Below are 23,440 nucleotides of genomic sequence, written 5' to 3'. Positions count from 1 at the left end.
GAACGATAAGACGCTTTTGAAAAACAACTGACACCGGGCGAAGGGTGAAATATTCGCTTTAAATCTCCCAAACATCCCCGTCATTTAATACCTTGACCCTGGCCGGGTCGATGAACTGATCATAATCATCCGGGTGGAAGGTGTGGATGGGGATAAGGAGTCCGGGATTGACGGCTTTGACCAATCGGCCCAGGTCCTTGATGGTGGCATGGCCGCTGGTGTGGATGTGTTTGATCTGCCCGTCGGGGATATTTTTAGTCCGGAGAAAGGCGGCAAAATTTTTTTCCGGGTCTTTCAGGTAGCCGGACCACATGGACCACATGCAGGTGATCTGATCGGCCCCAAGGCCTTTAGTCAGAGTCGGCAGGGTCCTGTTGGGTTTGGCCAGAACAAGAAATTTGTCAGGGTTGTTGAAAATTTCCTCCGGCTTGACGGTGCCGCCCTTGTTGTTAAGTGTAATAACAAACCCCTTGTGCCCATTTTCTTCTAATGCGTGAACGTGCCATGGCCACGACAGAAGACGGACTTCATCCCAGAAAAATTGGGGAATGTTTCTTGATGTGTTCTTTAAAAGATACAAAATGTAGGCAGTATAATAATCCATCACCAGTTCACGGCCTGTTGCTTGAGCTGCCCGGCAGGCGCTGACAACCCGGTCCACATTCTGGGAGGAGCAGAACAAAAGTACCAGGTTAGGGTCATCTTTAATTTCGTTGATCAGGGCTTCTTTAACCGAAGACTCATCGGGGTAGGCGTATTCCGTGGGGCCTCTGCCCAGGGATGATCCCTCCATCAGCATGGCATCCACGTTTTTCGGTGGATTTTTAAGAAGATTTTCAAATGTCCGGTATTTATAGCCGTGGGCGCGGAGATCCCCGGTAAAAAACACCTTTTTGCCGGCGGCTTCCACTTCCACGGCCATGGCGCCCGGTGCGGAATGGTCCACTGGATGCGATTTGATGGTAAAGGGGCCGACAGTAACCGGCTGCCAGTGCGCCTTGATGATTGTCAGGCGGGCGGGGTCAAGCTGATCCGGAAAAAACAGGCGGATAGCGCCGATCAGGTCGGCCGTGGTCTGGCCGGCAAATATCGGAATGTCGGGTTTTACAAACTGGCTCAGGCCGAAATGATCCCGGTGGGCATGGGTCAGCACGATACCGGCAAGGTTGCATTCAGACTTGTCATACAGGCCCGGCACCCGGGGCAGAATGTCGTCCGCCATCAGTTTTTCTATCGGCCGCTTGACCGTATTCTCATCAAACTCCGTTCCATTCGGGTTGACCAGGGGCATGCCCATGTCCAGCAGCAGGCCTTGCCCTTCAGCCCGCAGCTCAACACAGGTCCCGCCGATCATGTGGGTGCCTTTGTGGGGAATTATTTGCATTTTTCCCCTATTTAATTAATGGGTATGATTTGTTGGACCTTGTACGTCGCGTCATTGTAGTAGGCAACATGTGGAAGAATAGAGTCGTTGCCCATGCATAATGGTGTCCATGGTGAAAGTGTCTTTTTGGCCTGCTCAAATTCATCTTTATCTTTATGGGCGATTGTTAGAACAGCCTCAATTTTTAAATTTTTAGGAAGACGACCATTAAAGCCAAATAGCTTATACCATTCTGGCCCTGACTGTGAACGCAACACCATTCTGAGAGTACTCGCATATATAATACTCTGCTTGATAGCTTTTATTAGAGCAGCGTTTGGCATACCCGGTTTTTTCAATTCCCACACAGAAAGCCTTGCATTTCTTCCACCTTTTCCTCTTCGAGCCAGTATGTCCATATTTCCACCACGACTCTCCTCAGGAACACCTGAAGAACCTTTTATTGGGAGAGGGACCTGGAGAGGGCAATCTGCAAAGAAAACGGGTTGAATATTAGAAATTCCTGACTTACTCGGAAACTTTTTCATGCTATTTATAATCTCTGTCTCAACAAGGTGCTCACGAGAATGTGGCGTCGGATTTTTAATTGCCTTGAATAGTTCTCTAAAACGCTTTGCGCGTGCACTATCCCATGGGATTTTACCTGCATTAAACTTAGAACGAAAATTTTTATCAAAGTCTCTTTCGGTCCAGTTTACATGCTTTGGCTCAATGCTAAGCTGGACCGCTTGTTTCCCATTTGCCTGAATCACTGCTACTTCCTGCCCAAAGAAACGGAGCGAAAAGTAAGCCGGAGCATTTTTTATTCTTGATACACTCGTGTACACTCGGAGAGGGTCCCACTGGTGAAACCTCTTTCTTGCTTCTTCCGTCTTTGCTTTGTTTTTATTAACGTCATTTACCCAACCAGCGATCCTTTGCTCAAAGGAAGCTTTCTTGCCGTTCCATAATTTTTCTACGTCTCGAACTAAAGTTTGCATGTTAACCCTCCTGTTCAAAATTTGGTTGCCGCAACAATGCACCCTTAACCTCTTCTCCGCTTACCGCCACTATATAGCTGTTTTTCTGCCTCGACAGTTTTTCCATGGCTGTTTCTGAAAACCGCACATCTTCCAACGCACTTGCAAAAATGATGATCAAGCCCCTGTCAGCCCTTCTGTATTGCCCGGCTTTTAAATAAGGATTCATATCCAGGGTATCCAGGAGGCAAGGCGTTTTTATGCCCTCACCGGCCAAGTTTTCCACTATTGTCCTTGTTGCTGTTTTGTACCCGTAGGTCGTGTATGGCCGGGGGTGGACGGTCAACTCCGGGTCGCCAAATGCGGCCAGGTAAAGCCGGAGCCTTATATCACTGTCTTTAATGGAATAAATTGTTTTGATCATTTTCGATATTTCTACCGCATACGCACCCAACCCCTTTTGTATATAAATAAAGAGCTGGCTGTAGCCCCTTGCCAGGCTGTGGCAATCTATCATCCCCTGGACCCGTCGGGATTGCCTGAATCCACCCCCAGGTATTTCCGGGGCGCTGGTGCTGAGTTTTTTCTTTAAAGCCGGCCAGGGTTGCAGTTGTTCGGGATCTGCTTGAATTTTATATTCCATAATGGTGTCAGTCACGCTCGTTTATTCCAGAGCACCATCAGATCGTCTTTATCATTTGCCGGGCCTGTGGCGCCGCAGTCGGAGCAGAAGATTTCAACGAGTATGGGTGCAGGTTCAGGGTCGCGAAGCACTTCCGGCTGTTCCCCGCAGAAGGGGCAGTTTTTAAGATTGGGAGGTGCATCCTTGTGCCGCCCGAGGCGTTGGTTCCACTGTTCAAGGACTGCGGCTTCAGATTCGGCGTGCTTTGCGGTTGTTTTTACCATGAGGGAGGGGCCTTCGGCGTTACAGGTCTTGCAGCACACCTGATATATAGTTACTTCCTGCAGATCCCCAGTCCCCCCGAGAACAGGGATGGTCTCTGAACGCACAGATATATCCGCTTGCCCGCAAAACGGACAGGGCTTAACGCCGGTAATTGTATCTTTTTCAGACATTTGATACCCCCCTCTAAAGGTGTCGCAAGCCGTTTTTCCTCCCGACCCGATTGTTTCATGAAAGTTTTTTGCTTTTTTTTCGCCAATAATAGGCGATCCCCCTTACATCCTCTGCCTTCGGGTCTTCGTCCTCCCATAGATCCATACAGACCAGGGCCGGTTTGTCAAGGGTTGCCTGTTCAAAATTCGGGTCGTTCTGGAGTTCCTGGCTCGTCTCGTGAGAGAAGGCCATGAAATCGCCATCATCATCTACAATATACCGTTCAGACCTGGAATCATACTTAAATAGTTCACCATAATAAACAGGTGAAAACCCGTCTGCGTCTTCTTCGGCCTCAAAATAGTGGCCCACAGCCCTTGACGGATCCATATCCCTGAACCGTTCCTGCCACATGCCGATTATACCGGCTGTTTTGTCTTTATTTTTGCTGAACCTGCACTCCGTGAGCGTTATTTTTTGAACGTGGGCAATAACCCTCCCTTTATTTTCGCCTTCAAGGGTTTCAACACTGAATACCCCTTTTTTCTGGTTAAAATACACCAGTACTTTTGTTTGTTCCATGCATCTTTCCTCTCTCAGTGACTTATGGCTTTTATTCATAATCCCTCTGCCTGATACAACAGCGGGATAAAACCGCTGATGGCCTGGCGGATATGCTCACTGCTCAAATCGAACAGTTCTTTTATGGTAAGTTGGAGTGACGCCAGCCGCCGAAGCCGGTTGTTGGGCAGGACGATTAACGCATCCGTAAATTGGCCCAGGACGGCCAGCCCCTTTTCGGCATTTTGCATTCGCTTTTTTGATTCAAAAGAAAAGGGCAGTGTGACCAGTGCCACAGTGATGGCGCCCAGGTCCCTGCCCATTCGTGCGATTTCAATGGCGGCGCCGGTACCGGTGCCGCCGCCAAGGCCGGCAACAATAAAAACCAGTTGGAAGGCCTCCAGTGCCGGCATGATGGTATCCCGGCTTTCAATGGCGCAGTCCCGGCCCAGGCGAACATTTCCCTTGGCGCCAGGGCCATCAAAAGATTTTACGCCGATGGGCAGAAGGATGTCCGCCTCACAGCGACTTAATGACTCCCGGTCACAGTTCACCGCAATATATTGTGCTCTATCAGGGTCATTGATGCCGGTGCGTTTCAGGTAGTTCACCATATTCAGGCCCGCGCCGCCGACACCAACGATTGCAATTGTCGGCCTATTCATCATCATCCGGATCAAAGCCGTTGCCGACTTCCCGCAGGGTTTCCGCTGCTTTTCGGGCAACATCAACGTCATCATCGCCAGCCAGTTTTTTCAAAAAAGCGGCCGGCGTGTATATATTTGCCGCCAGGTTGTAGCGGGTTGCCGGATCAGGATGGCGGATCAGGTTTTCGCAGAGCCAGTTTAAGTCGCACACTTTATACTTCCGCGCCAACTCTTTTAAATTAATGGCCAGTGCCCTCAGGATCTCGGCATCGCCGGTGGCCAGGTATCGTTCCAGATCGCTTTGGGTCATGAGTGCCTGGGCCTCATCAGAAAGAATAATGGCGCGCATGACTTCCAGAGAGGTATCGGCGATCAGGAGCCGGCGGGTTTCTTCGGACAGGTACTGGTTTCCGGAAATATCCTTGCGGATTTCGCTGGAAGGGGACTTGGCCAGTTCATGAAAAATCTCCCGCATAGCCGGGTCATCATCCAAAGTAAATACAAATTCTTCCAGATGCCGGTGCCCCAGCAGCACTTCACGGTTGTTGATAATAAGCCTGGCGTTCATGATAACCTCCTTTTATTGGTACAAGTTTTATCCGGTTGTAAATCCCGGACATAAAGGTCAGCCCCCTTGTTCAAGACAGGGGGCAAGCCTGCAAAACACCGCATCGTGCAACACGTCAAAGACCTGCGTCATTGTCATGGCGTTTAAGTTGCGGTTTCTCAAGTCATCGTTTTTAAACACATGAAGCCGGTAAACAATCGGCTCCAGCTTTTCTAATGTTTCATCAGCCCTTTGATTTCTTGCGCCCTCAAACAGAAACGGCAGAAACACAAAGCACTCCACACTCATCTGCCGCCTGCTGCCATATTCGGCAAGCCACAGGGCAAAACTGGAACCGGCCTCGCCCCCAAGGCCCGCAATCACAAACAGCCGCCGCCGGTGACCAAGCAGGGGCGACACCCGCTGCTCAAAATCGGCCCCGGTCTCCCGGCTGTTTACCGTGATCTTTCGAAAGGCCGCGCACCGGGCAAGAGCCGACACGTCGGTGTCCACCGCCATAAACCAGGACCGGTTCAGCTTTCTTTCCATCAGGCGGTTTGCGCAGTTGATCCCCGCGCCCCCGGCAACGGCAATCATAAAATCTGTTTCCCCGATTCCGGTGCTCATCTCTTCCCCATCATACAGCCATCCATAACAGACTGAGCCGCTTTAAGTGTTTTCAGGGTTTCAGCCATTTTGATGATGCCCTTATCATCTACTGCACGATAATCTTGATCCATAATCGCAACCGTCATGTATCGCCCGTTGCCAAAACGGCCTGGACGCCTTGCTTTAAGCCCATGCTCCGAGCATTTTAAAATGATTTTCTCGTACCAGTGTTGGCGAAGATGACGCCGCTTTTCCGCATTCTCTACAAAGATTTTGAAACAAAGATTTTCCTGCTCAAGTTGCAAATAGATCTCGTATTCGTCTGTCCCAACAAAATGCCACCAAAACCCGAGGAATCCACCCGCTGGATTGGGTACATAATCCCAGTTTCCATCCTGAAGTTGTTGCTGAACCTCGGCGTAAAAACCTTTCCAGGCGTTCCAGGACCATTGGGATGGCGGGGAAACAAGGTAGCTCTGTACCTCGTTTTCTTCCTGGCGTAGATAATCGCTGAAATCACGAAAAATATCGCTTTGAGACCTGGCCGCCAGTCCGGCTTCATCTTCAAAAATATCAAGCAGGTCCAGTCGTCTAAGAACCTGATACCCATGCTTTTCGACTTCACTGTAGTCGCTTTGATCGCCTGTCTGGATATACACTTGAATCACCTTGTCAGCAGCGAAACCAAGCTTTTTGAATACATACTCTTTGTATCTTGCCAGTTGATCAGAGTGTTGCTTCATGCCAGCCTTATCTTCAATCAGGATGGCCATTTCATGATTTATGATGCAAAGAATATCAATGCCGCCGTCTTGCTTTCGTATCTCAATACTTGAGAAGGCCGCGGGTGCTTTGGCCCCGGAACGTTGATAAATCGAGTCTAAAAGATTTTTGGCCACCTTATGCAGATGTGGATAGTGCTGCCTGTGGTTGTTTTCTGCCCAGGATAGCAGCCAGCACAAAACGGCATCCTGTGAAAGTTCGGATGTGGCAAAGTGAAACAGATTCGGATGCATGGCTTTCCTTTATATTCGGGTTAAGGTTTCGCATAACCGGCGGCATTTCACCTCTGCATGCCTGATTACAGCATCACCCTAAAACAGAAACGTTCCATAGCACGGAACATAACTCCGGCTTTTTACCCCCGCCCTGTGATCGCCCCCTTTTCCACAATCCGCACTATCGTTCCACCTTATGAAACGGCAATGCCCCATCCTGTTAAGTTGATTTTCACCATCAAGTTGACATCACAGGCAAAAGAAATCGCCCCCCTGTGAAAACTTTTTGTCGAAAGTGTGACCTTCAGCGGTTTGCCGGCGAAAAACTTCAACCGGATTTTGTTAAAAGATGCGAAAGAAGACTTGCCCCATGCATTTTTTTGCCATATTAATAGACAATTACTTAATTTTCACAGGGGGAACAAAGCGTGCGGATGAAAAGTTGCGGGCTATTCCGGCGAGCCTCAGAAATCAAATGAAATCCCGAAAAAGACATACAGCGGACCTGCGCACCCGGATAATGGTTTTAAAAGGAGTAGTTTAGGTGGCACTTAAAAAATCGGAGCTTTACAGTTCACTCTGGGCTTCCTGCGATGAGCTTCGCGGCGGCATGGATGCCAGTCAGTATAAAGACTATGTCCTGTTCATGCTGTTTATCAAATACATCTCGGATAAATATGCCGCCTCCGACGATTACGCCCCGCCGGTCACCATCCCCAGGGGCGCAAGCTTTCAGGATATGGTCAAGCTCAAGGGCAAGAGCGATATCGGCGACAAGATCAACACCCAGATCATTCAGCCGTTGATCGACAGCAACTCCCGCCTGGCCCGCAGCGACTTTCCCGACTTCAACGACCCCAACAAGCTCGGCGAAGGCAAGGCCATGGTGGATCGCCTGACCAACCTGATCAGCATCTTCCAGAAACCGGAACTGGATTTTTCCAAAAACCGGGCCGACCATGACGATATTCTCGGCGATGCCTATGAATACCTGATGCGCCACTTTGCCCAGGAGAGCGGCAAAAGCAAGGGCCAATTCTACACGCCTTCGGAAGTCAGCCGGATTATTGCCAAAGTGATCGGTATTTCGCCGCAAAAAGCCGTTGCTTCCACCACGGCCTATGACCCGACCTGCGGCTCGGGGTCGCTGCTGTTGAAAGTGGCGGCCGAGGCGGGCAAACACATTACCCTTGAGGGGCAGGAAAAAGACGTGACCACCGCCGGTCTGGCCCGCATGAACATGATCCTGCACGACTTTCCAACCGCCAACATCCTCAATGGCAACACCCTGGCCTCTCCCAAATTCAAAGACGGCGAAAAGCTGCGCACCTATGACTTTGTGGTCGCCAATCCCCCGTTTTCTGACAAAACCTGGAGCACCGGGCTCACGTCCGAAAACGATCCCTACCAGCGCTTTGAATGGGGGGTGCCGCCGGCCAAGCAGGGCGATTACGCTTACCTGCTGCACATTATCCGCTCGATGAAAAGCACGGGCAAGGCGGCCTGCATTCTGCCGCACGGCGTGCTGTTTCGCGGCAATGCGGAAAACGTCATCCGCAAGCGGCTTGTCCGGTCCGGCTACCTGAAAGGCATCATCGGCCTGCCCGCCAACCTGTTTTACGGCACCGGCATTCCGGCCTGCATCCTGGTGCTGGACAAGGAAAACGCCACGGCCCGCAAAGGCATTTTCATGATCGACGCCTCCAGGGGCTTTATCAAGGACGGCAACAAGAACCGCCTGCGCGAGCAGGACATTCATAAAATTGTCGATACCTTCCGCAAGCAAGCCGAAACGCCCCGCTATGCCCGCATGGTGCCCTTTGACGAGATCGCTGATTCCAAAAACGACTACAATCTCAATCTGCCGCGCTACATCGACGGCACCGAACCCGAAGACATTCAGGACATTGACGGCCATCTGCGCGGGGGCATTCCCGACCGGGATATTGACGCGCTTTCTGATTACTGGGCAATTCTTCCCACTGTTCGCGCCGCGCTTTTTAAGCCCCTGCGTCCCGGCTATGCGCAACTCGCCATTCCCCATTCTCAATTGAAGCAAGCCATTCTGGGTCACGACGAATTTACGGCCTTTAAAAAGACCGTGACAAAAATCTTTGACAAGTGGCAAAAGGCGAACACTCCGGCCCTGAAAGGCTTTGACAAAAAAGGACACCCCAGAGCCCTGATCGAGGCCATTGCCGAACACCTGTTGACCGCCTTCCGCGGCGCCCCGCTGCTTGACGCCTATGATGTCTACCAGCACCTGATGGACTACTGGGCCGAGGCCATGCAGGACGACTGTTACCTGATTGCCGCCGACGGCTGGGTCGCCAAACCCCACCGCGTCATGGAAGAGGTCAAGGCCGGCAAAAAAAAGGGCGAGATGAAAGACAAGGGCTGGGCCTGCGACCTGATTCCCAAGCCCTATATCGTGGCCCGCTATTTTGCCAAGGAACAGGCCGAGCTGGATGCCCTGCAAAGTGAACTGGAATCTGTTACTGCACGGATCACCGAGCTTGAAGAAGAACATGGCGGTGAAGAGGGCGCTTTTGCCGACCTGGACAAGATCAACAAGGGCGAGGTCAACAGGCGCTTAAAAGAGATCAAGGGCAATTCCGACTATGCCGACGAAGAAAAAATTCTAAAACAGTGGGCAAAGCTGGAACAGCAACAGAGCGGCCTCAAGAGCAAGATCAAGGAAGCCGATACCGCGCTCGATAAGTTGGCCTATGAAAAATACCCCCGGCTCAGCAAGGATGAAATCAAGACACTGGTGGTGGATGACAAGTGGCTGACCACCCTGGCCGTGGCCGTTCAGGGCGAACTGGATCGCGTCTCGCAAACCCTCACCTCCCGCATTCGCCAGCTGGCCGAACGTTACGCCACGCCCCTGCCGCGTCTGGTGAACGAAGTGACGGACCTTTCCGGCCGGGTTGATGCGCATCTGAAAAAAATGGGGTATCAGCCATGAAAGAATCCCAGACCATTGTTAATCCTTATCCCAGCCCGATCAGCTACAAAGGGGAATATCATTATCGCAGCGGCAGCACTAAACAGCAGCTCAAAGGGGCGGCGCTGGAAACCTTTCTGCTGCGCAAGCAGGGCCGGCATTGGGACAGCGTGCCGACGCCCTATGCCAAAGAAGAGGACCTGGATGCCAATGCCTTCAAACAATTCCGACGGGCTGCGGCCAAAAGCGGTCGCATGGATGCGAGCGTCCTGGAAGACAGCCCGCGGCGCATTCTGGAAAACCTGAATCTGATTGAAGGCGGCCATTTGCGCCGGGCGGCGGTTCTGCTGTTTCACGAAACCCCGGAACGTTTTATCACCGGCGCCTATGTGAAAATCGGCTTTTTCCGCACCGACGCCGATCTGATTTATCAGGATGAGGTTCAGGGCAACCTCTTTGATCAGGCCCGCAAAACCCTCGATCTGCTCCTGACCAAATACATGAAAGCTTATATCCGCTACGAGGGCATCACCCGGGTGGAACGATTTCTTTTTCCTCCCGAAGCCCTGCGTGAGCTCATCCTCAACGCGCTGGTGCATCGGGATTACGGCAGCGGCGCGCCCATTCAGATTCGCGTGTACGAGGATCAATTGTGGATTGCCAACGATGCCATCATTCCGCCGGACTTTACCGTCGAGCATCTGCTTTCCCGCCATGTCTCCAAACCCCACAATCCGCTCATTGCCGGCGCCTTTTTTCGCACCGGCGATATCGAGTCCTGGGGACGCGGCATCGAAAAAGTCCGCACTGCCTGCGAGGAAAACGGCACGGATTTCCCCTCCTTTCGGTTTGAGCCGACTGGTCTCATGGTCATGTTCAAAGGCCGGATTCCTGTGGAAGAAGCAACCCCAACTGAAACAGAAGCGTCGGGAAAACGTCGGGAAAACGTCGGGAAAGTGTCGGGAAAGATTCTTGATGCCTGTCGGGAAAATCCATCCATAACCATACCTGAAATGGCAGAACTGATCGGCATTACCGAACGCTCTATCCAGAGGAATATTCAGAAATTGAAGACCGATGGTTTTCTTTGTCGCGTGGGTGGCAGAAAAGAAGGCCACTGGGAGGTGACGGGCGAGAATGGAGAATTGAAAATGGAGAATGGAGAATGAAAAGCAAAGAAAATTCTCAATTCTCAACTCGCCATTCTCCATCGGTTCCGCCGGGATACAAACAGACCGAGGTGGGGGTGATTCCGGAGGATTGGGAAGTTAAGCCTCTCGCTTTTGTTGTGAAATACACAAACGGAAAGGCGCACGAGCAAAGCATCACGGATTCGGGCAATTTTGTGGTTGTAAATTCCAAGTTCATTTCAACTGAAGGTATCATTCGTAAATTTGCTCAAATGCGTTTCTGCCCAGCGGAGAAAGGGGATGTGCTCATGGTGATGAGCGATGTCCCAAACGGAAGAGCCATTGCAAAATGTTTTTGGGTAGATTGCGAAGATACTTACACTGTCAATCAGCGTATTTGTGTCCTGAATCCTTGTGGGATAGATGGCAAACTTCTGTATTACAAACTCGACCGGAATCCGTTCTATTTGACATTTGATGATGGTGCTAAACAGACGAACCTCCGAAAGGAAGACGTCCTTTCTTGCCCTCTGTCAATTCCAAATACCGAAGCCGAACAACGCGCCATCGCTGCCGCCTTGAGCGACGTGGATGCCCTGCTGGATGGCCTCGACCGGCTGATCGCCAAAAAGCGCGACCTCAAACAGGCCGCCATGCAGCAACTCCTCACCGGCCAAACCCGCCTGCCGGGGTTTAAGGGGGAGTGGGAGATTAAACGGTTGGGGGATGTACTTATGGTCCGTCACGGCAAGAGTCAGCGCGGCATCTCTGTGTCTGACGGGAAGTACCCGATTCTTGCATCCGGTGGAGAAATTGGACGAACCAATACCTGCATTTACGACAAGCCCTCTGTTTTGATTGGGCGAAAAGGAACGATTGATTCACCACAGTATGTGGACTCTCCCTTTTGGACGGTGGACACGTTGTTTTTTACGGAAATTTCTACCGAAGCGAACGCCAAGTTCATTTTTTCCAAGTTCTCTATAATCCCTTGGAGAACTTACAACGAGGCTTCGGGTGTGCCCAGCTTAAACGCAAAAACTATCGAAAATATCGAGATTTTTTTACCCTCCCCCACCGAACAAACCGCCATCGCCCAAGTCCTCTCCGACATGGACGCCGAAATCGCCGCCCTGGAACAGCGCCGCAACAAAACCAGAGACATCAAACAGGCCATGATGCAGGAACTTTTAACTGGAAAGACGAGGCTGGTATGAGCGAATTCATTTACACGGTTGAAGAAATATTCGATTCTTCCACCATGAAAGGCTGTCTTACACAACATGGGTGTAGCGCCTTCAGGATTCCATCATACCAGCGGGGGTATAAGTGGGGGTCTGAAACCAACCAGCCGGTTGAACGCCTGCTGAGCGATTTGATAAAAGCCTGGAAGGCCGGCGCAAAAGAATATCTCCTGCAAGCGATAACTGTGAAAAAAAACTCATCCGGTAATAAAAATTATTTTTTGGAAGTTATTGATGGCCAACAACGCTTGACCACGCTTTTTATCCTTCTCTATGTGCTGGAACGACAGATCGAGCCGGAAGTTTTCGGAAAAACTATTGCGGCAGACAAACTCCTCTATAGTATACGCCACGAACAACAGAGTTTGGATGATCTGATTAAAAATTGTGTTGACACCACAAAAGAGAAGGCCATCCCATTCGAAGAACTTAAAGAAAAACAGAGGGTTGAAGAAGAAACCCAGCAGGATGTTTACTATCTTAAATGTGCATTTTTTCGCTGTGTTTGCGAGTTAGATTCCATTTCAGTGGAAAACAATGGCGGCCATGACAAGCTGAATGGTCTCAAAAATTTTGTACTTACAAAAACAAAACTGCTGGTAAACGCAGTAGAACCTCACATCAGGGGCGAGGATATTTTCTGCAATCTAAATTCCAACAGAGTCTTTCTAACCGAGACCGAACTCATCAAGGGGCTTTTGCTCACAAGGGTCGCACGCGAATCAGCTACGGCTCGTCCACGACAATACCGGGAAATTTTGGAAAAGCGTATTCATCTTGGCCGGAAGTGGGACGAAATTTCTCGATGGGCCAATCAGCCCAATATTCGTTCACTCTATTTCACAGCATTCAAAAACAGCGGAGATGACCACATGCATGACATCCTGGAACTGGTGGCTTTGCAAATGAAGAACTCGTATGAGCAAACCAGTAAAGGCAGCGTGGCCGAGAATCCGCTATTCGAATATTTTCTCGAACAAGGTGAACAAGGTAGATGGGAACCCATATTTTTATTGCTCAACAATACGTATGCGACTCTTGATGAATGGTATGAATGTACTGAGGATTATCATCTACTGGGGTACTGCCTTGTTGAAAAAAACGAAACCGAACAGAAAGTTTTGCTCAAGGATCTTCTTGGGAAATCAACAAAGGTCGAGGTAAGAAAGTGCCTTCTGGAGCAGCGAAATGAGATTATAAAATCTGATTCTGAAAAACAAATTTTGGCATACGGTGAAGACAATCAGCGGATCAAGTCTATTCTGCTGGCCTTGAGCGTGTTTAGAGGACGGGAGATTGGGGGGCGGTTTGATTTCTTTGCCTATCAGCACGAAGACTGGTCTTTGGAACATATATTCCCGCAAACCCCTTTTGGCAAGGAGGCAAAGCTCACACATGAGCAGGAAAAAACGGCTTTTGATGTTCTGATCAATAACGAAGGAAATATTCTTTCAGAGGAAGAGCGCAAAAATATCGAGATTGCACGCGCTTCTCAGGAAAATGCCGAGACAATGATGGCCAAGGTTAATGAAATTCTAATAAAAGTGCCTCTTCTACATCAACTTGGCAATCTCTGCCTGCTTAGCCGCAAAGATAACACAGCAATGGGGTGTCTAATGTTTGATGATAAGCGGAAGGTGATTCGCGACCGGATTGCCCGGGGAAGTTTTGTCCCCAGTCACACATACGAGGTGTTCAGCAAAATGATTGTCGGGAAAGACACCAGTTTACAAGTATGGTCAAAATCGGATATCGAGTCCCATCAAAAAGAGATCGTCAAACGTGTGAAAGAACTGATAGAGGAGAAGAGTTCATGAGGACAGGACGCTACAGCATAGCTGAACTGTTTGGCAATCGCCACATAGAGCAACTGGTGATTCCAGAGATACAACGCGACTATGTATGGAAAGCTGAGCAGGTTCAGGGCTTGCTGGACTCGATCCTAAAAAATTTCAATGATTGGAAACAAGCAAAGGGGACTCCTCGTTTTAAAGTTGTTCCAGAAGAACCTCAGGATATTGAAAAACATCCTTCCCTGGAAAACGACTTCACGGCGTTCTATGCACAGCGGTACCATGGCACTAATATCGGATTTGTCTACGCATACAGCGATGGCGATCTTCCTGGACAATATTATCTGATTGATGGGCAGCAACGTCTAACCACATTATACCTTGTTCTTTTAGCAGTAGCCTCTCGCAACGATGATCTTAAAGAGCGATTTCGAGCACGTTATTGCCTCCAGTCGACTGATGCCAATCCTGGTGCAAAGGCAATTCCAACCAAACTTGATTATCGGTTGCGGGAACATATTACCGATTTTTTCCACCATTGCGTACCTTATCTTTTGGAAAATCCGGAGCATGCCGAAACACTCCAACAACAAAGCTGGTACCGGAAGAGACTGGACGAGGATAAAACCGTCAAAAACCTGATCAATAATTTTACTAAAATCTATTCGCATTTAGAGAACGAACTGGATAGTGATTGTTCAGATGACGCTTTCAAATACCTGGATGATCTTGTGGATTGTTGGTATTTCGATACCAATGAAAGCGTTCAGGGTGAGGAACTTTATATCTATCTCAACGCCCGCGGCGAAAGTACCGCAACGAATGAGAACAAAAAAGCGGAGTTGCTTAAGTCCCTATCTGATGAGAAAAAGGAAGATTGGGGGAAAAAATGGGAAGAATGGCAGGATTTCTTCTGGCAGAAACGTCGAAAGGGACTTGAGGATAAGCATAATAACCCCAATGCCGACCGGGGATTCAACAGCTTTCTGGCATGCATCAAAAATCTTGAGAAGCTGAAGAACAAGGGAGGCAACGAGTGCGAAGAAACATCTCTCGAAGTCATAGAAAAATATTTATCCGCACTTAAATGGTTGGGAGACAATAAAGGCAGTTTCAAGAAATTATACTCTTACTCGGGGTGGGTCGATTCATGGTTTAATGAAATATGGAGCGTTTTTAACAATCCGGCGATGACGGATTGGGACGCTAATTTTAAAGACGATAAAAAACCCACAGAACGCAACAAGATGGTTTTGATATGGGGCAGTCTTCTTTCAATCTTCAGCTATTTTGAAAGAAATGACTGGGAACCCGTGAGAATTAATATTGATGATATTGAACGTATATTTCGAACGATTAGAATTTTTTGGCTTCGATACAAAAACTATAACCGCTCCGTTGCTTCCCTACCGGCGGCTGTAAAAGACATCCTGTTTAATGACTCTCCGGAGTTTATAGGTTCCGAATCCAAGGAGGAAGCATTAAAGTGGAACCTTCTTAAAAATACGGGAGACGAAGAACGCCGTCATTTTGAAGCGGTCATATGGGAAATCGAAGACCATCCTTTTAACATAGACGGCCGCGATCTTGACAACCAGAATATCAGCCATCTCGTCGATTTGAACGAACAGTTGACATTAGAAACACTTAATAATGTCAAAGAAACATTCTACAGGCTTTTCCCAAAAGATAACAAGAAACAAGAAGAGCGCACCATTGCCCAAATATTGCTTTATTACGGTGAATTCTGGCATCACATCAGCCCATGGTATCATAAAAACTACGATTTCAGTGATTGGAGACGAACCATTCGGGGTAAAGGTAATGTTGAGCAAAATGTCGCGGCCAGCACGACGGTATTCCGACTATTTTTCCAAGACTTTATGAAGAAGAATAAGAGCCCAAACGAGTTCTTGAAGATGAAACAGGACGAATGGCCAGAGAGTATTGATCCTGTTTCTGAGACATCCTTGAGAAAAGCCCTGATATGGTATAGCCAAAAATTGCAGGATAACTTCCTTAAGGAAGGGATGTATGTGGTGATAGACCGGCCTCAATACGAAGAGAGCGATGCCAATTTCCCAAAACTTAGTCCGATCTGGAATACATCAGGTTCCTTTAAAGGTAGGAACAAAAAAATGTCGGAGCAGAAGGAAAATGGCTAAAGTGGCGGCTGAATTCAAGCATCCTGTTCGCTCCTTTGAGATGGCCAGTGCTAAGTCGGAGCCGATCAAAGCAGGTATGCCGTGTTGCGTTGATCCACAAAAGGTGTGCCATAGGCAGGTGAAACCATGACCGAACAACTCCGCCCTGAGCGGGTTACCCAGAATCGCGTGCTTGCCCTGTTTACCGACAAGTCCCGGCCGGACTGTCTTGGGTATCAACACCTGGGTGACTGGAGCAAGCGCGACAACAACCGAAATGCAAGGCCAAATAAATCAAACATTTTAAGGGGTGGAAGGTAATTCTCAATTTTCCACTCTCCATTCTCCATTGGAATTGATACAGGAACTTTTAACCGGAAAGACGGGGCTGCTATGAAAATCTCCACAATTCTCGACCACATCGACAGCGGCCACATGGCACTGCCGGAGTTCCAGCGTGGGTATGTCTGGAATCGCGACCAGGTGCGTGCCTTGTTCGATTCTCTTTACCGTCGTCATCCGGTGGGTGGCTTGCTGGTTTGGGCCACCGAATCCAGGTCCGCGACCCATCGTGGCGACGGGCCACTGGCGGCTGGTGTTGTCAAGCTGCTGCTGGACGGCCAGCAACGGATGACCACCCTGTACGGCGTGGCGAGAGGTAAGCCACCGAAGTTTTTTGACGGCAATTTGCAAGTTTTCACCGGCCTGCGGTTTCATCTGGAATCAGAAATCTTTGAATTCTATCAGCCGGTTAAGATGAAGGATGATTCGCTTTGGATCGATGTGACCGGGTTGATGAAAAACGGCTCCGCCGGATTGGGTAAATTCATTGCCACGCTCAGCACCAATCCTGAGCTGGCTCCCAAAATCGGTGACTTTGCCGGCCGGCTAAGTCAACTGCTGGGGATTCTGGAAATCGAATTGCATGCCGAGGAGGTGACCGGTGCGGACAAGCCGCTGGATGTGGTGGTGGATATTTTCAACCGCGTCAACAGCGGTGGCACCAAGCTTTCCAAAGGGGACCTGGCCCTGGCCAAAATCTGCGCCGAGTGGCCTGCGGGCCGCGATGTGATGCGGGCTACGCTCAAAAAATGGGCTGACGCGGATTATAACTTCAACCTCGACTGGTTGCTGCGTTCGGTTAACACCGTGCTGACCGGCGAGGCGAAGTTCCTTTATCTGCATGAGAAGAGCGCGGATGAGATCAAGGATGCGCTGAGCCGGGCCACCAGGCATATTGATACCTGCCTCAACTTAATCAGTGGCCGGCTCGGGCTGGATCATGACCAGGTGTTCTTCGGCCGGTTCGGCGTGCCGGTGATGGCCCGTTATCTTGACCAGCGCGAGTGCAACAAGCTCGGCTCAATGAATGAGAAGGAACGCGACAAGCTCCTCTTTTGGTTTGCCCAGGCCGCAATGTGGGGGCGTTTTTCCGGTTCAACAGAGTCTTTCATCGACAAGGATCTTGAGGCGATTGCCGACGGTGACGGCAATCTCGATCCGCTTCTTGAACAATTGCGCCTCTGGAACGGGGGGCTGCGGGTCGAGGCCGGGCATTTCACCGGCTGGAGCCTGGGCGCACGTTTTTACCCGGTGCTTTACCTGTTGACCCGTATGGGGGGATCCCGGGACTGGGGCACCGGCCTGCCGCTCAAAGCAAATTTGCTTGGAAAAATGAACCGGCTGGAAGTGCATCACATCTTCCCAAAGGCCAGACTTTACAAAGCCAAAGCCCTCGACTTCCGAAAGCCGGAGGTGAACGCACTGGCCAACTTCTGTTTTTTAACCAAAGACAGCAACCTGAAAATAAGCGACCGGCTGCCGGAGGAGTATTTCCCCGAGATAGAAGCGGCTCACCCCGGTGCGCTGGCCTCGCAATGGATTCCCGATGACCCTGTACTGTGGACGCTGGATCGGTACCGGGACTTTCTGGTGGCTCGTCAAAAACTGTTAGCCGCTGAACTGAATCACCAGATGGAGACGTTGCTTCACGGAGATACACAATGGCTTTCCAGTGGCGTCTCTCCGAAGCTGGAACCTGCCATAGTAGTGGGGGGAATCAGCAGCGAAAATGAAGAGGCCGAACTGGACAAACTTAATGCCTGGATAGAATCACTTGGGCTGCCTTCCGGCGTGATGTCATACGACTATGCCGATGCCCAGTCCGGCCGGCAGATCGCGGTGTTTGATCTGGCCTGGCCCCTGGGACTGCAAGAGGAATTGAGTCAGCCGGTGGCTGTCTTACTTAATGAGGAGCCCGCCACCATCGCCCTGGCCAGTCAGGCCGGTTTTCGTTGTTTTACCGATGGTCAGGCATTCCGCAAATATGTTGAACGTGAAATGATGGCGGGAGATGCCCATGCCTGAAAAACCCCGCCCTGAGCGGATTACCCAGAATCGCGTGATTGCCCTGTTTACCGACAAATCCCGGCCGGATTGTCTTGGGTATCAATACCTGGGTGACTGGAGCAAGCGCGACAACAACCGGCCCGTTGAGGCGGAGTATCTCCGGGCGAACCTGAAAAAGCGCGGCTATTCGGACGCCCATATTTCAGCCGCTCTGCTGCAACTGGAAATCGCCGCCGGCACCACCGGGGTGACGCTTTACCAGGCCAATCTGCGCACCTACAATCTGCTGCGCTACCCGGTGAAGGTGCTGCTGGCGCCGGGCCAGCCGCACGAGGATGTGCATTTGATCGACTGGGAACATCCTGAAAACAATGATTTTGCCCTGGCCGAGGAAGTGACCCTTAAAGGTGGCTACGAGCGGCGGCCCGACCTGGTATTGTACATCAACGGCATGGCCATTGGCGTGATTGAACTCAAGCGCAGCTCGGTGGAGGTGGCCGACGGGGTTCGCCAGCTCATCACCAACCAGGAAAAGATATTCAACGAGGGTTTCTTTTCCACGGTGCAGCTTGTGTTTGCGGGCAGCGATTCTCAAGGCTTGCGTTACGGCACCACCGGCACGCCGGAGCAGTTCTTTGTTCAATGGAAAGACGAGGAAGGCGACAGTGCGCTTGCGCCCGGCACCCTGCTTGACAAGCCCCTGGCCCAGATGTGCAACAAAAAGCGGTTGCTGGACCTGATTCGCAACTGCATTATTTTCGATGCCGGGCAGAAAAAGGTGCCCCGGCCCCATCAGTATTTCGGTTTTAAGGCTGCCCAGGAGAGAATCCGCCGGCGCGAGGGCGGCGTTATCTGGCACACCCAGGGCAGCGGCAAAAGCATCCTCATGGTGTTGATCGCCAAATGGCTGATGGAACACGACCCTGACGCGCGTATTCTGGTCATCACGGACCGGGACGAACTGGACAAACAGATTGTGGATGTAATGCGAAACGCCGGGGTGGTCGGCGAGGACGCACCTTCGCCGCGCATTACCTCGCGGGCGCAGTTTGTCGAAAAGATCGGTGCGACAACGCCGCGCCTGCTCTGCGCTCTGATTCACAAGTTCGAGACGACCGACCTGAAAGGCAACCCGCCGCCGATTCACGGGCGCTTCTACATTTTTGTGGATGAATGTCACCGCACCCAGGGCGGGGACATGAACCGGCAGATGAAACGGTGGATGCAGGACGCGATTTTTATCGGCTTTACCGGCACCCCGCTTTTGCGCCGGGACAAATTGATGACCCGGGATGTTTTTGGAACCTACATTCACACCTATAAATTCCACCAGGGCGTGGCCGACAAGGTCATTCTGGACCTCAAGTATGAGGCCCGCAATGTGCCGCAGCGCCTCACTTCCCAAAAAGCCATTGACGCCTGGTTTGAGCAGAAGACAAAAAACCTGAACAATTTTCAGAAGGCCATTGTAAGAAAAACCTGGGCCACCATGGAAAAGCTGATGAGCGCGGGCGAGCGCAAGCAACGCATTATTGCCGATATCATCCAGGATTTCAGCCTTAAACCGCGCCTGAACAATGATCGCGGCACCGCCATTCTGGTGACGGCCTCGATTTACGACGCCTGTCACTATTTCCGGCTGTTTCAAAACACCGGCTTTGGCGCGTACTGCGGCATCATCACCTCTTACGAGCCGAACGCCAACGCCATTTCCAAAGAACCGGCCAACAGCAATGAGCGCTACAAGTTTGACACCTATAAGCAGTGTGTTTTGGATGCGTTTACCACAACGGAAAAATACGAGGCGGAAACCAGGCGGCGCTTTATTGAAGAGCCGGCCAACTGCAAGCTGCTGATCGTGGTCAGCAAACTGCTGACCGGGTTTGACGCCCCCTCCTGCACCTATATCTATCTTGATAATGAGATGCATGACCACACCCTGTTTCAGGCTATCTGCCGCACCAACCGCCTGGATGGTGACGACAAGGAGTATGGCCACATTGTCGACTTCAAGGAGCTGTTCGGCGATGTGCAGCAGGCCATTGCCGTTTACAATTCCGATGAGCTGGATATAGACGAGGGCGGCGGGGGGGAGAACAACATCCACCTGAAGGACTGGCTGAAAGAGGGCAAAAAGAAACTTGATGACACCCGCGAGGCCCTGAAGTATCTCTGCGCGCCGGTTCCCGAGCCGCGTGAAATGGAGCAGTATCTTTTCTATTTCTGCGGCAACGCCGATAATCCGAACGCGCTTACCGACACAGAGGCCCTGCGCGTATCGTTCTACAAGTCAGTGGCCACGTTTGTGCGGGCGTTTGCCGCTGTTTCCCAATACCTGGCCGAGGCGGGGTATTCGGCCGCTGAAATTGCCACGCTGAACAACGAGGTCAAATTCTTCAGTGATACGCGGGCGGCCATTAAAAAACATTCCGGCGAAGAGTTGGACATCAAGCCCTATGAAGCGGACATGCGTCATCTGCTCAACACCTATATTCAGGCTGATCCGGCCGATCCACTGGGCGAAATGGACCGGTACTCGCTGGTGGAACTTATCATCAAAACCGGCATTCATGACGCCATTGCAAAAAAACTCAACGAAAAGGGAAAGCTGTCAAAGACCGCGGTTGCCGAGGGCATTATCCACAACATCCGCAAGACCATCATTCGGGAGCAGTTGGCCGATCCCCGATTCTACGAAGAGATGTCCAAGCTGTTGGATGATCTGATCAAACAGCGGCAGGATGATACAAAGTCCTATGAAGAATTTCTCAAACAGGCCGAGGCCCTGGTTAAAAAAATGTCCAAGGGGCAGCCTGGGAAAAATATTCCCCAGGAACTTCACGGAAGGCCCGAAGCAACCGTGATTTACAATAACCTGCCGGATATTCTGATGCACCTTGCGTCCGAAGACATGGTTCAGGATCCGGTAACCGGCTTCGGCGCTACCCGGCTCGGGCTTGCCCTGGAAATCGACCGCGCCATGCGGGAACACGCACCGGCCGGATGGAAGGGGGATGACACCCGGGAAAAACAGGTTTTAAATGCGTTGTTTCCCCTTTTAAAACGGAATCGCAAGGCAACGATGGCGGCGTTTGAACTCATAAAAAACATGTCGGGTTACGCATGAATGAAAATATTCGGATAGGCAACATTTCGATTGCGGTGACGCGGAAAAAGATCAAGAACGTTCACCTCTCGGTCCATCCGCCCAACGGACGGGTGACCATGTCCATTCCCGTGGGAACACGTCTGGATGTGGCCCGCGCCTATGCGATTTCCAAGCTCGCCTGGATTCGCGACAAGCAGGAGAAGCTTGCCGGGCAGGCCCGGGAAACGCCCCGAAAATTCATAGAACGTGAAAGCCATTATTTGTGGGGCCGCCGCCATCTGCTGGCCGTTGTTGAACGAAGCGCTAAACCGTCTGTTTCAGTTGACCATAAACGGATTACGCTTTTTGTTCGGCCCGGCAGCGATCAGGCCAAACGGGCCTCGGTTATCCATGAATGGCACAAGTCGCTTCTGCACGAAACCGTTCCCCGGCTTATCGGCAAGTGGGAATCCAGGCTGGGTGTAAAGGTGAACGCCTACTTTCTCCAGCGAATGAAAACCAAGTGGGGCAGCTGTAACTGCACCAAAAGGCACATTCGACTAAATACCGAGCTTGTGAAAAAACCAAAAGACCTGGTCGAATATGTCGTTGTTCATGAAATGGCCCACCTGATTGAACCGTCGCACAGCGACCGCTTTTATGCCCTCCTTGAGAAGCACTATCCTTTCTGGCGTGAAGCCCGCGCGGAACTCAATGAACTACCCCTGACGGCGGAAGAGTGGAAAAGTGATTATACCAGCAAAGTTAATCCGGTAATCCGACGGATTTATCGTTAATTTATGAGTCCGCACACGAAGGTGAGGTGGATATGAGTAATCGTAAAAACAAAACCACGAAAAGCATTGAAATGGACCCGTCAAGGGGTGAACTGCTGGTTTATCAGGGCAAGGATGGCGACATGAAGCTGGAGGTGCGGCTTTACGATGACACCATCTGGCTGACACAGGCACAGATGTCGGAACTGTTTGCCACGGACCGTAGCGTTATCACCAAACATCTTCGTAACATCTTTAATTCCGGAGAGTTAGAAAAAGATGCAGTATGTGCAAAATTTGCACATACTGCCGAAGACGGCAAGCAATATCAGGCCCAGTTTTATAATCTGGACGCCATCATTTCCGTGGGATATCGGGTCAACAGTATCCGGGGAACGCAATTTCGCATCTGGGCCACCCAGCGCCTGCGCGAATATATCGTCAAGGGTTTTGCCTTAAATGATGAACGGCTGAAAGAGCCGGAAGGCGGGCGCTACTTTGAAGAGTTGCTGGCCCGTATCCGTGATATCCGGTCTTCGGAAAAGGTTTTCTGGCGCAAGGTACTGGATATTTATGCCACCAGCATTGACTATGATCCCACGGTTGAGACCTCTCAGTCGTTTTTCAAGCAGGTGCAAAACATGATGCACTGGGCCGCCCATGGCCACACGGCGGCTGAACTGATTTATGAACGCGCCGATGCCGCGAGAACCAATATGGGAGTGACCAATTATCCGGGCAATAAACTGATCAAGCGCGATGTGGAAGTGGCCAAGAATTATTTAAACGAAGAAGAGCTGGATCTGCTCAACCGCATCGTGACCGCATATCTTGAGGTCGCTGAAATTCAGGCATTGAACCGCAACCCCATGACCATGGCCGATTGGATAGAGCGCCTGCACCAGTTTTTAACCATGACCGGTCGTGATCTGCTTTCCCACGCCGGAAAAATCAGCCATGAAGAGGCGTTGCGCAAAGCCCACGAGGAATACGAAAAGTTCAGGGTCAGACAGTTAGCGGAACCGACCGAGGCGGAAAAACACTTCGTTGAGGCGGAAAAAAAACTAAACCAGATTGAAATTGCCAATAAGAGCGGCGGCAGAAAAAAATTATAATCCTTAGCGATGGTGCCGAGCGCCTTATGTTTAAGGCCCAAAGAACAAGACGCATAAGAAAAACAAAACCACTACCGGCTAATAGAGGA

The 23,440-nt window shown here is 50.7% G+C and carries 18 protein-coding genes; 9 read left to right on the top strand and 9 right to left on the bottom strand.

The genetic code is table 11. The features are described 5' to 3' along the window. Window positions 1-58: 58 nt before the first annotated feature. From DOLE_RS01295 to DOLE_RS01255, 9 genes are read right to left on the bottom strand one after another with little or no spacing between them, the layout of a single operon-like run. On the bottom strand, window positions 59-1,384 hold the full coding sequence (locus tag DOLE_RS01295; protein ID WP_012173689.1) for an MBL fold metallo-hydrolase: 1,326 nt from the start codon (window positions 1,382-1,384) through the stop codon (window positions 59-61). Between the two features lie 11 nt (window positions 1,385-1,395). Further along, window positions 1,396-2,364: a hypothetical protein gene (locus DOLE_RS01290; RefSeq protein ID WP_012173688.1), complete on the bottom strand. Its 969-nt coding sequence runs from the start codon at window positions 2,362-2,364 to the stop codon at window positions 1,396-1,398. Window position 2,365: 1 nt separating this feature from the next. Continuing rightward, on the bottom strand, window positions 2,366-3,001 hold the full coding sequence (locus DOLE_RS01285; protein WP_012173687.1) for a hypothetical protein: 636 nt from the start codon (window positions 2,999-3,001) through the stop codon (window positions 2,366-2,368). Beyond that, on the bottom strand, window positions 2,998-3,420 hold the full coding sequence (locus tag DOLE_RS01280; protein ID WP_012173686.1) for a Lar family restriction alleviation protein: 423 nt from the start codon (window positions 3,418-3,420) through the stop codon (window positions 2,998-3,000). The genes DOLE_RS01285 and DOLE_RS01280 overlap by 4 nt, the downstream gene beginning before the upstream one ends. A gap of 55 nt (window positions 3,421-3,475) precedes the next feature. Beyond that, the gene (locus tag DOLE_RS01275; RefSeq protein ID WP_012173685.1) at window positions 3,476-3,982 is read right to left on the bottom strand and encodes a hypothetical protein; all 507 of its coding nucleotides are present in this window, start codon (window positions 3,980-3,982) and stop codon (window positions 3,476-3,478) included. Between the two features lie 35 nt (window positions 3,983-4,017). After that, window positions 4,018-4,626, bottom strand: coding sequence for an FtsZ/tubulin family protein (locus DOLE_RS01270; protein WP_167320825.1), 609 nt, complete (start codon window positions 4,624-4,626; stop codon window positions 4,018-4,020). Further along, window positions 4,619-5,176 carry a BTB/POZ domain-containing protein gene (locus DOLE_RS01265; RefSeq protein WP_012173683.1) on the bottom strand — a complete coding sequence of 186 codons (558 nt, stop codon included), beginning with the start codon at window positions 5,174-5,176 and terminating at the stop codon, window positions 4,619-4,621. The genes DOLE_RS01270 and DOLE_RS01265 overlap by 8 nt, the downstream gene beginning before the upstream one ends. Window positions 5,177-5,233: 57 nt before the next feature. Continuing rightward, window positions 5,234-5,782: an FtsZ/tubulin family protein gene (locus DOLE_RS01260; RefSeq protein WP_012173682.1), complete on the bottom strand. Its 549-nt coding sequence runs from the start codon at window positions 5,780-5,782 to the stop codon at window positions 5,234-5,236. Further along, on the bottom strand, window positions 5,779-6,780 hold the full coding sequence (locus tag DOLE_RS01255; protein WP_012173681.1) for a PD-(D/E)XK nuclease family protein: 1,002 nt from the start codon (window positions 6,778-6,780) through the stop codon (window positions 5,779-5,781). The genes DOLE_RS01260 and DOLE_RS01255 overlap by 4 nt, the downstream gene beginning before the upstream one ends. A 526-nt stretch (window positions 6,781-7,306) precedes the next feature. Here DOLE_RS01255 and DOLE_RS01250 point away from each other — a divergent pair. From DOLE_RS01250 to DOLE_RS01210, 9 genes are all read left to right on the top strand, one after another. Next, complete coding sequence (locus DOLE_RS01250; RefSeq protein WP_012173680.1) at window positions 7,307-9,733, top strand: type I restriction-modification system subunit M; 2,427 nt, start codon at window positions 7,307-7,309, stop codon at window positions 9,731-9,733. Continuing rightward, window positions 9,730-10,881 carry an ATP-binding protein gene (locus DOLE_RS01245; protein ID WP_012173679.1) on the top strand — a complete coding sequence of 384 codons (1,152 nt, stop codon included), beginning with the start codon at window positions 9,730-9,732 and terminating at the stop codon, window positions 10,879-10,881. Before DOLE_RS01250 ends, DOLE_RS01245 begins: the two co-directional genes overlap by 4 nt. Next, window positions 10,878-12,059 (top strand): restriction endonuclease subunit S, encoded by a 1,182-nt coding sequence (locus tag DOLE_RS01240; protein WP_012173678.1) that lies wholly within the window; start codon window positions 10,878-10,880, stop codon window positions 12,057-12,059. The genes DOLE_RS01245 and DOLE_RS01240 overlap by 4 nt, the downstream gene beginning before the upstream one ends. Then, complete coding sequence (locus DOLE_RS01235) at window positions 12,056-13,903, top strand: DUF262 domain-containing protein (protein ID WP_012173677.1); 1,848 nt, start codon at window positions 12,056-12,058, stop codon at window positions 13,901-13,903. The genes DOLE_RS01240 and DOLE_RS01235 overlap by 4 nt, the downstream gene beginning before the upstream one ends. Then, the gene (locus DOLE_RS01230; protein WP_012173676.1) at window positions 13,900-16,044 is read left to right on the top strand and encodes a DUF262 domain-containing protein; all 2,145 of its coding nucleotides are present in this window, start codon (window positions 13,900-13,902) and stop codon (window positions 16,042-16,044) included. The genes DOLE_RS01235 and DOLE_RS01230 overlap by 4 nt, the downstream gene beginning before the upstream one ends. Window positions 16,045-16,416: 372 nt before the next feature. Next, window positions 16,417-18,390, top strand: coding sequence for a GmrSD restriction endonuclease domain-containing protein (locus DOLE_RS01225; protein ID WP_012173675.1), 1,974 nt, complete (start codon window positions 16,417-16,419; stop codon window positions 18,388-18,390). Further along, entirely contained in the window at window positions 18,383-21,499 is a 3,117-nt protein-coding gene (locus DOLE_RS01220; RefSeq protein WP_012173674.1) for a type I restriction endonuclease subunit R, read from the top strand. The genes DOLE_RS01225 and DOLE_RS01220 overlap by 8 nt, the downstream gene beginning before the upstream one ends. Continuing rightward, a complete protein-coding gene (locus DOLE_RS01215; protein WP_012173673.1) occupies window positions 21,496-22,257 on the top strand; it encodes a M48 family metallopeptidase in 762 nt (253 codons plus the stop codon). Before DOLE_RS01220 ends, DOLE_RS01215 begins: the two co-directional genes overlap by 4 nt. A 176-nt stretch (window positions 22,258-22,433) precedes the next feature. Continuing rightward, on the top strand, window positions 22,434-23,351 hold the full coding sequence (locus DOLE_RS01210; RefSeq protein WP_232362721.1) for a virulence RhuM family protein: 918 nt from the start codon (window positions 22,434-22,436) through the stop codon (window positions 23,349-23,351). Window positions 23,352-23,440: the final 89 nt, after the last annotated feature.

The organism is Desulfosudis oleivorans Hxd3, assembly GCF_000018405.1.
GTDB lineage: Bacteria > Desulfobacterota > Desulfobacteria > Desulfobacterales > Desulfosudaceae > Desulfosudis > Desulfosudis oleivorans.
The sequence above is the reverse complement of the archived record's forward strand: the minus strand, read 5'-3'. Positions and strand labels throughout refer to the sequence as shown.

Coding starts and splice junctions, on each gene's coding strand:
- DOLE_RS01290 (WP_012173688.1), bottom strand. CDS start 2,364: ATGCAAACTTTAGTTCGAGACGTAGAAAAATTATGGAACGGCAAGAAA.
- DOLE_RS01210 (WP_232362721.1), top strand. CDS start 22,434: ATGTCGGAACTGTTTGCCACGGACCGTAGCGTTATCACCAAACATCTT.
- DOLE_RS01260 (WP_012173682.1), bottom strand. CDS start 5,782: ATGAGCACCGGAATCGGGGAAACAGATTTTATGATTGCCGTTGCCGGG.
- DOLE_RS01215 (WP_012173673.1), top strand. CDS start 21,496: ATGAATGAAAATATTCGGATAGGCAACATTTCGATTGCGGTGACGCGG.
- DOLE_RS01265 (WP_012173683.1), bottom strand. CDS start 5,176: ATGAACGCCAGGCTTATTATCAACAACCGTGAAGTGCTGCTGGGGCAC.
- DOLE_RS01295 (WP_012173689.1), bottom strand. CDS start 1,384: ATGCAAATAATTCCCCACAAAGGCACCCACATGATCGGCGGGACCTGT.
- DOLE_RS01225 (WP_012173675.1), top strand. CDS start 16,417: ATGAAAATCTCCACAATTCTCGACCACATCGACAGCGGCCACATGGCA.
- DOLE_RS01235 (WP_012173677.1), top strand. CDS start 12,056: ATGAGCGAATTCATTTACACGGTTGAAGAAATATTCGATTCTTCCACC.
- DOLE_RS01270 (WP_167320825.1), bottom strand. CDS start 4,626: ATGAATAGGCCGACAATTGCAATCGTTGGTGTCGGCGGCGCGGGCCTG.
- DOLE_RS01220 (WP_012173674.1), top strand. CDS start 18,383: ATGCCTGAAAAACCCCGCCCTGAGCGGATTACCCAGAATCGCGTGATT.
- DOLE_RS01245 (WP_012173679.1), top strand. CDS start 9,730: ATGAAAGAATCCCAGACCATTGTTAATCCTTATCCCAGCCCGATCAGC.
- DOLE_RS01255 (WP_012173681.1), bottom strand. CDS start 6,780: ATGCATCCGAATCTGTTTCACTTTGCCACATCCGAACTTTCACAGGAT.
- DOLE_RS01280 (WP_012173686.1), bottom strand. CDS start 3,420: ATGTCTGAAAAAGATACAATTACCGGCGTTAAGCCCTGTCCGTTTTGC.
- DOLE_RS01230 (WP_012173676.1), top strand. CDS start 13,900: ATGAGGACAGGACGCTACAGCATAGCTGAACTGTTTGGCAATCGCCAC.
- DOLE_RS01240 (WP_012173678.1), top strand. CDS start 10,878: ATGAAAAGCAAAGAAAATTCTCAATTCTCAACTCGCCATTCTCCATCG.
- DOLE_RS01275 (WP_012173685.1), bottom strand. CDS start 3,982: ATGGAACAAACAAAAGTACTGGTGTATTTTAACCAGAAAAAAGGGGTA.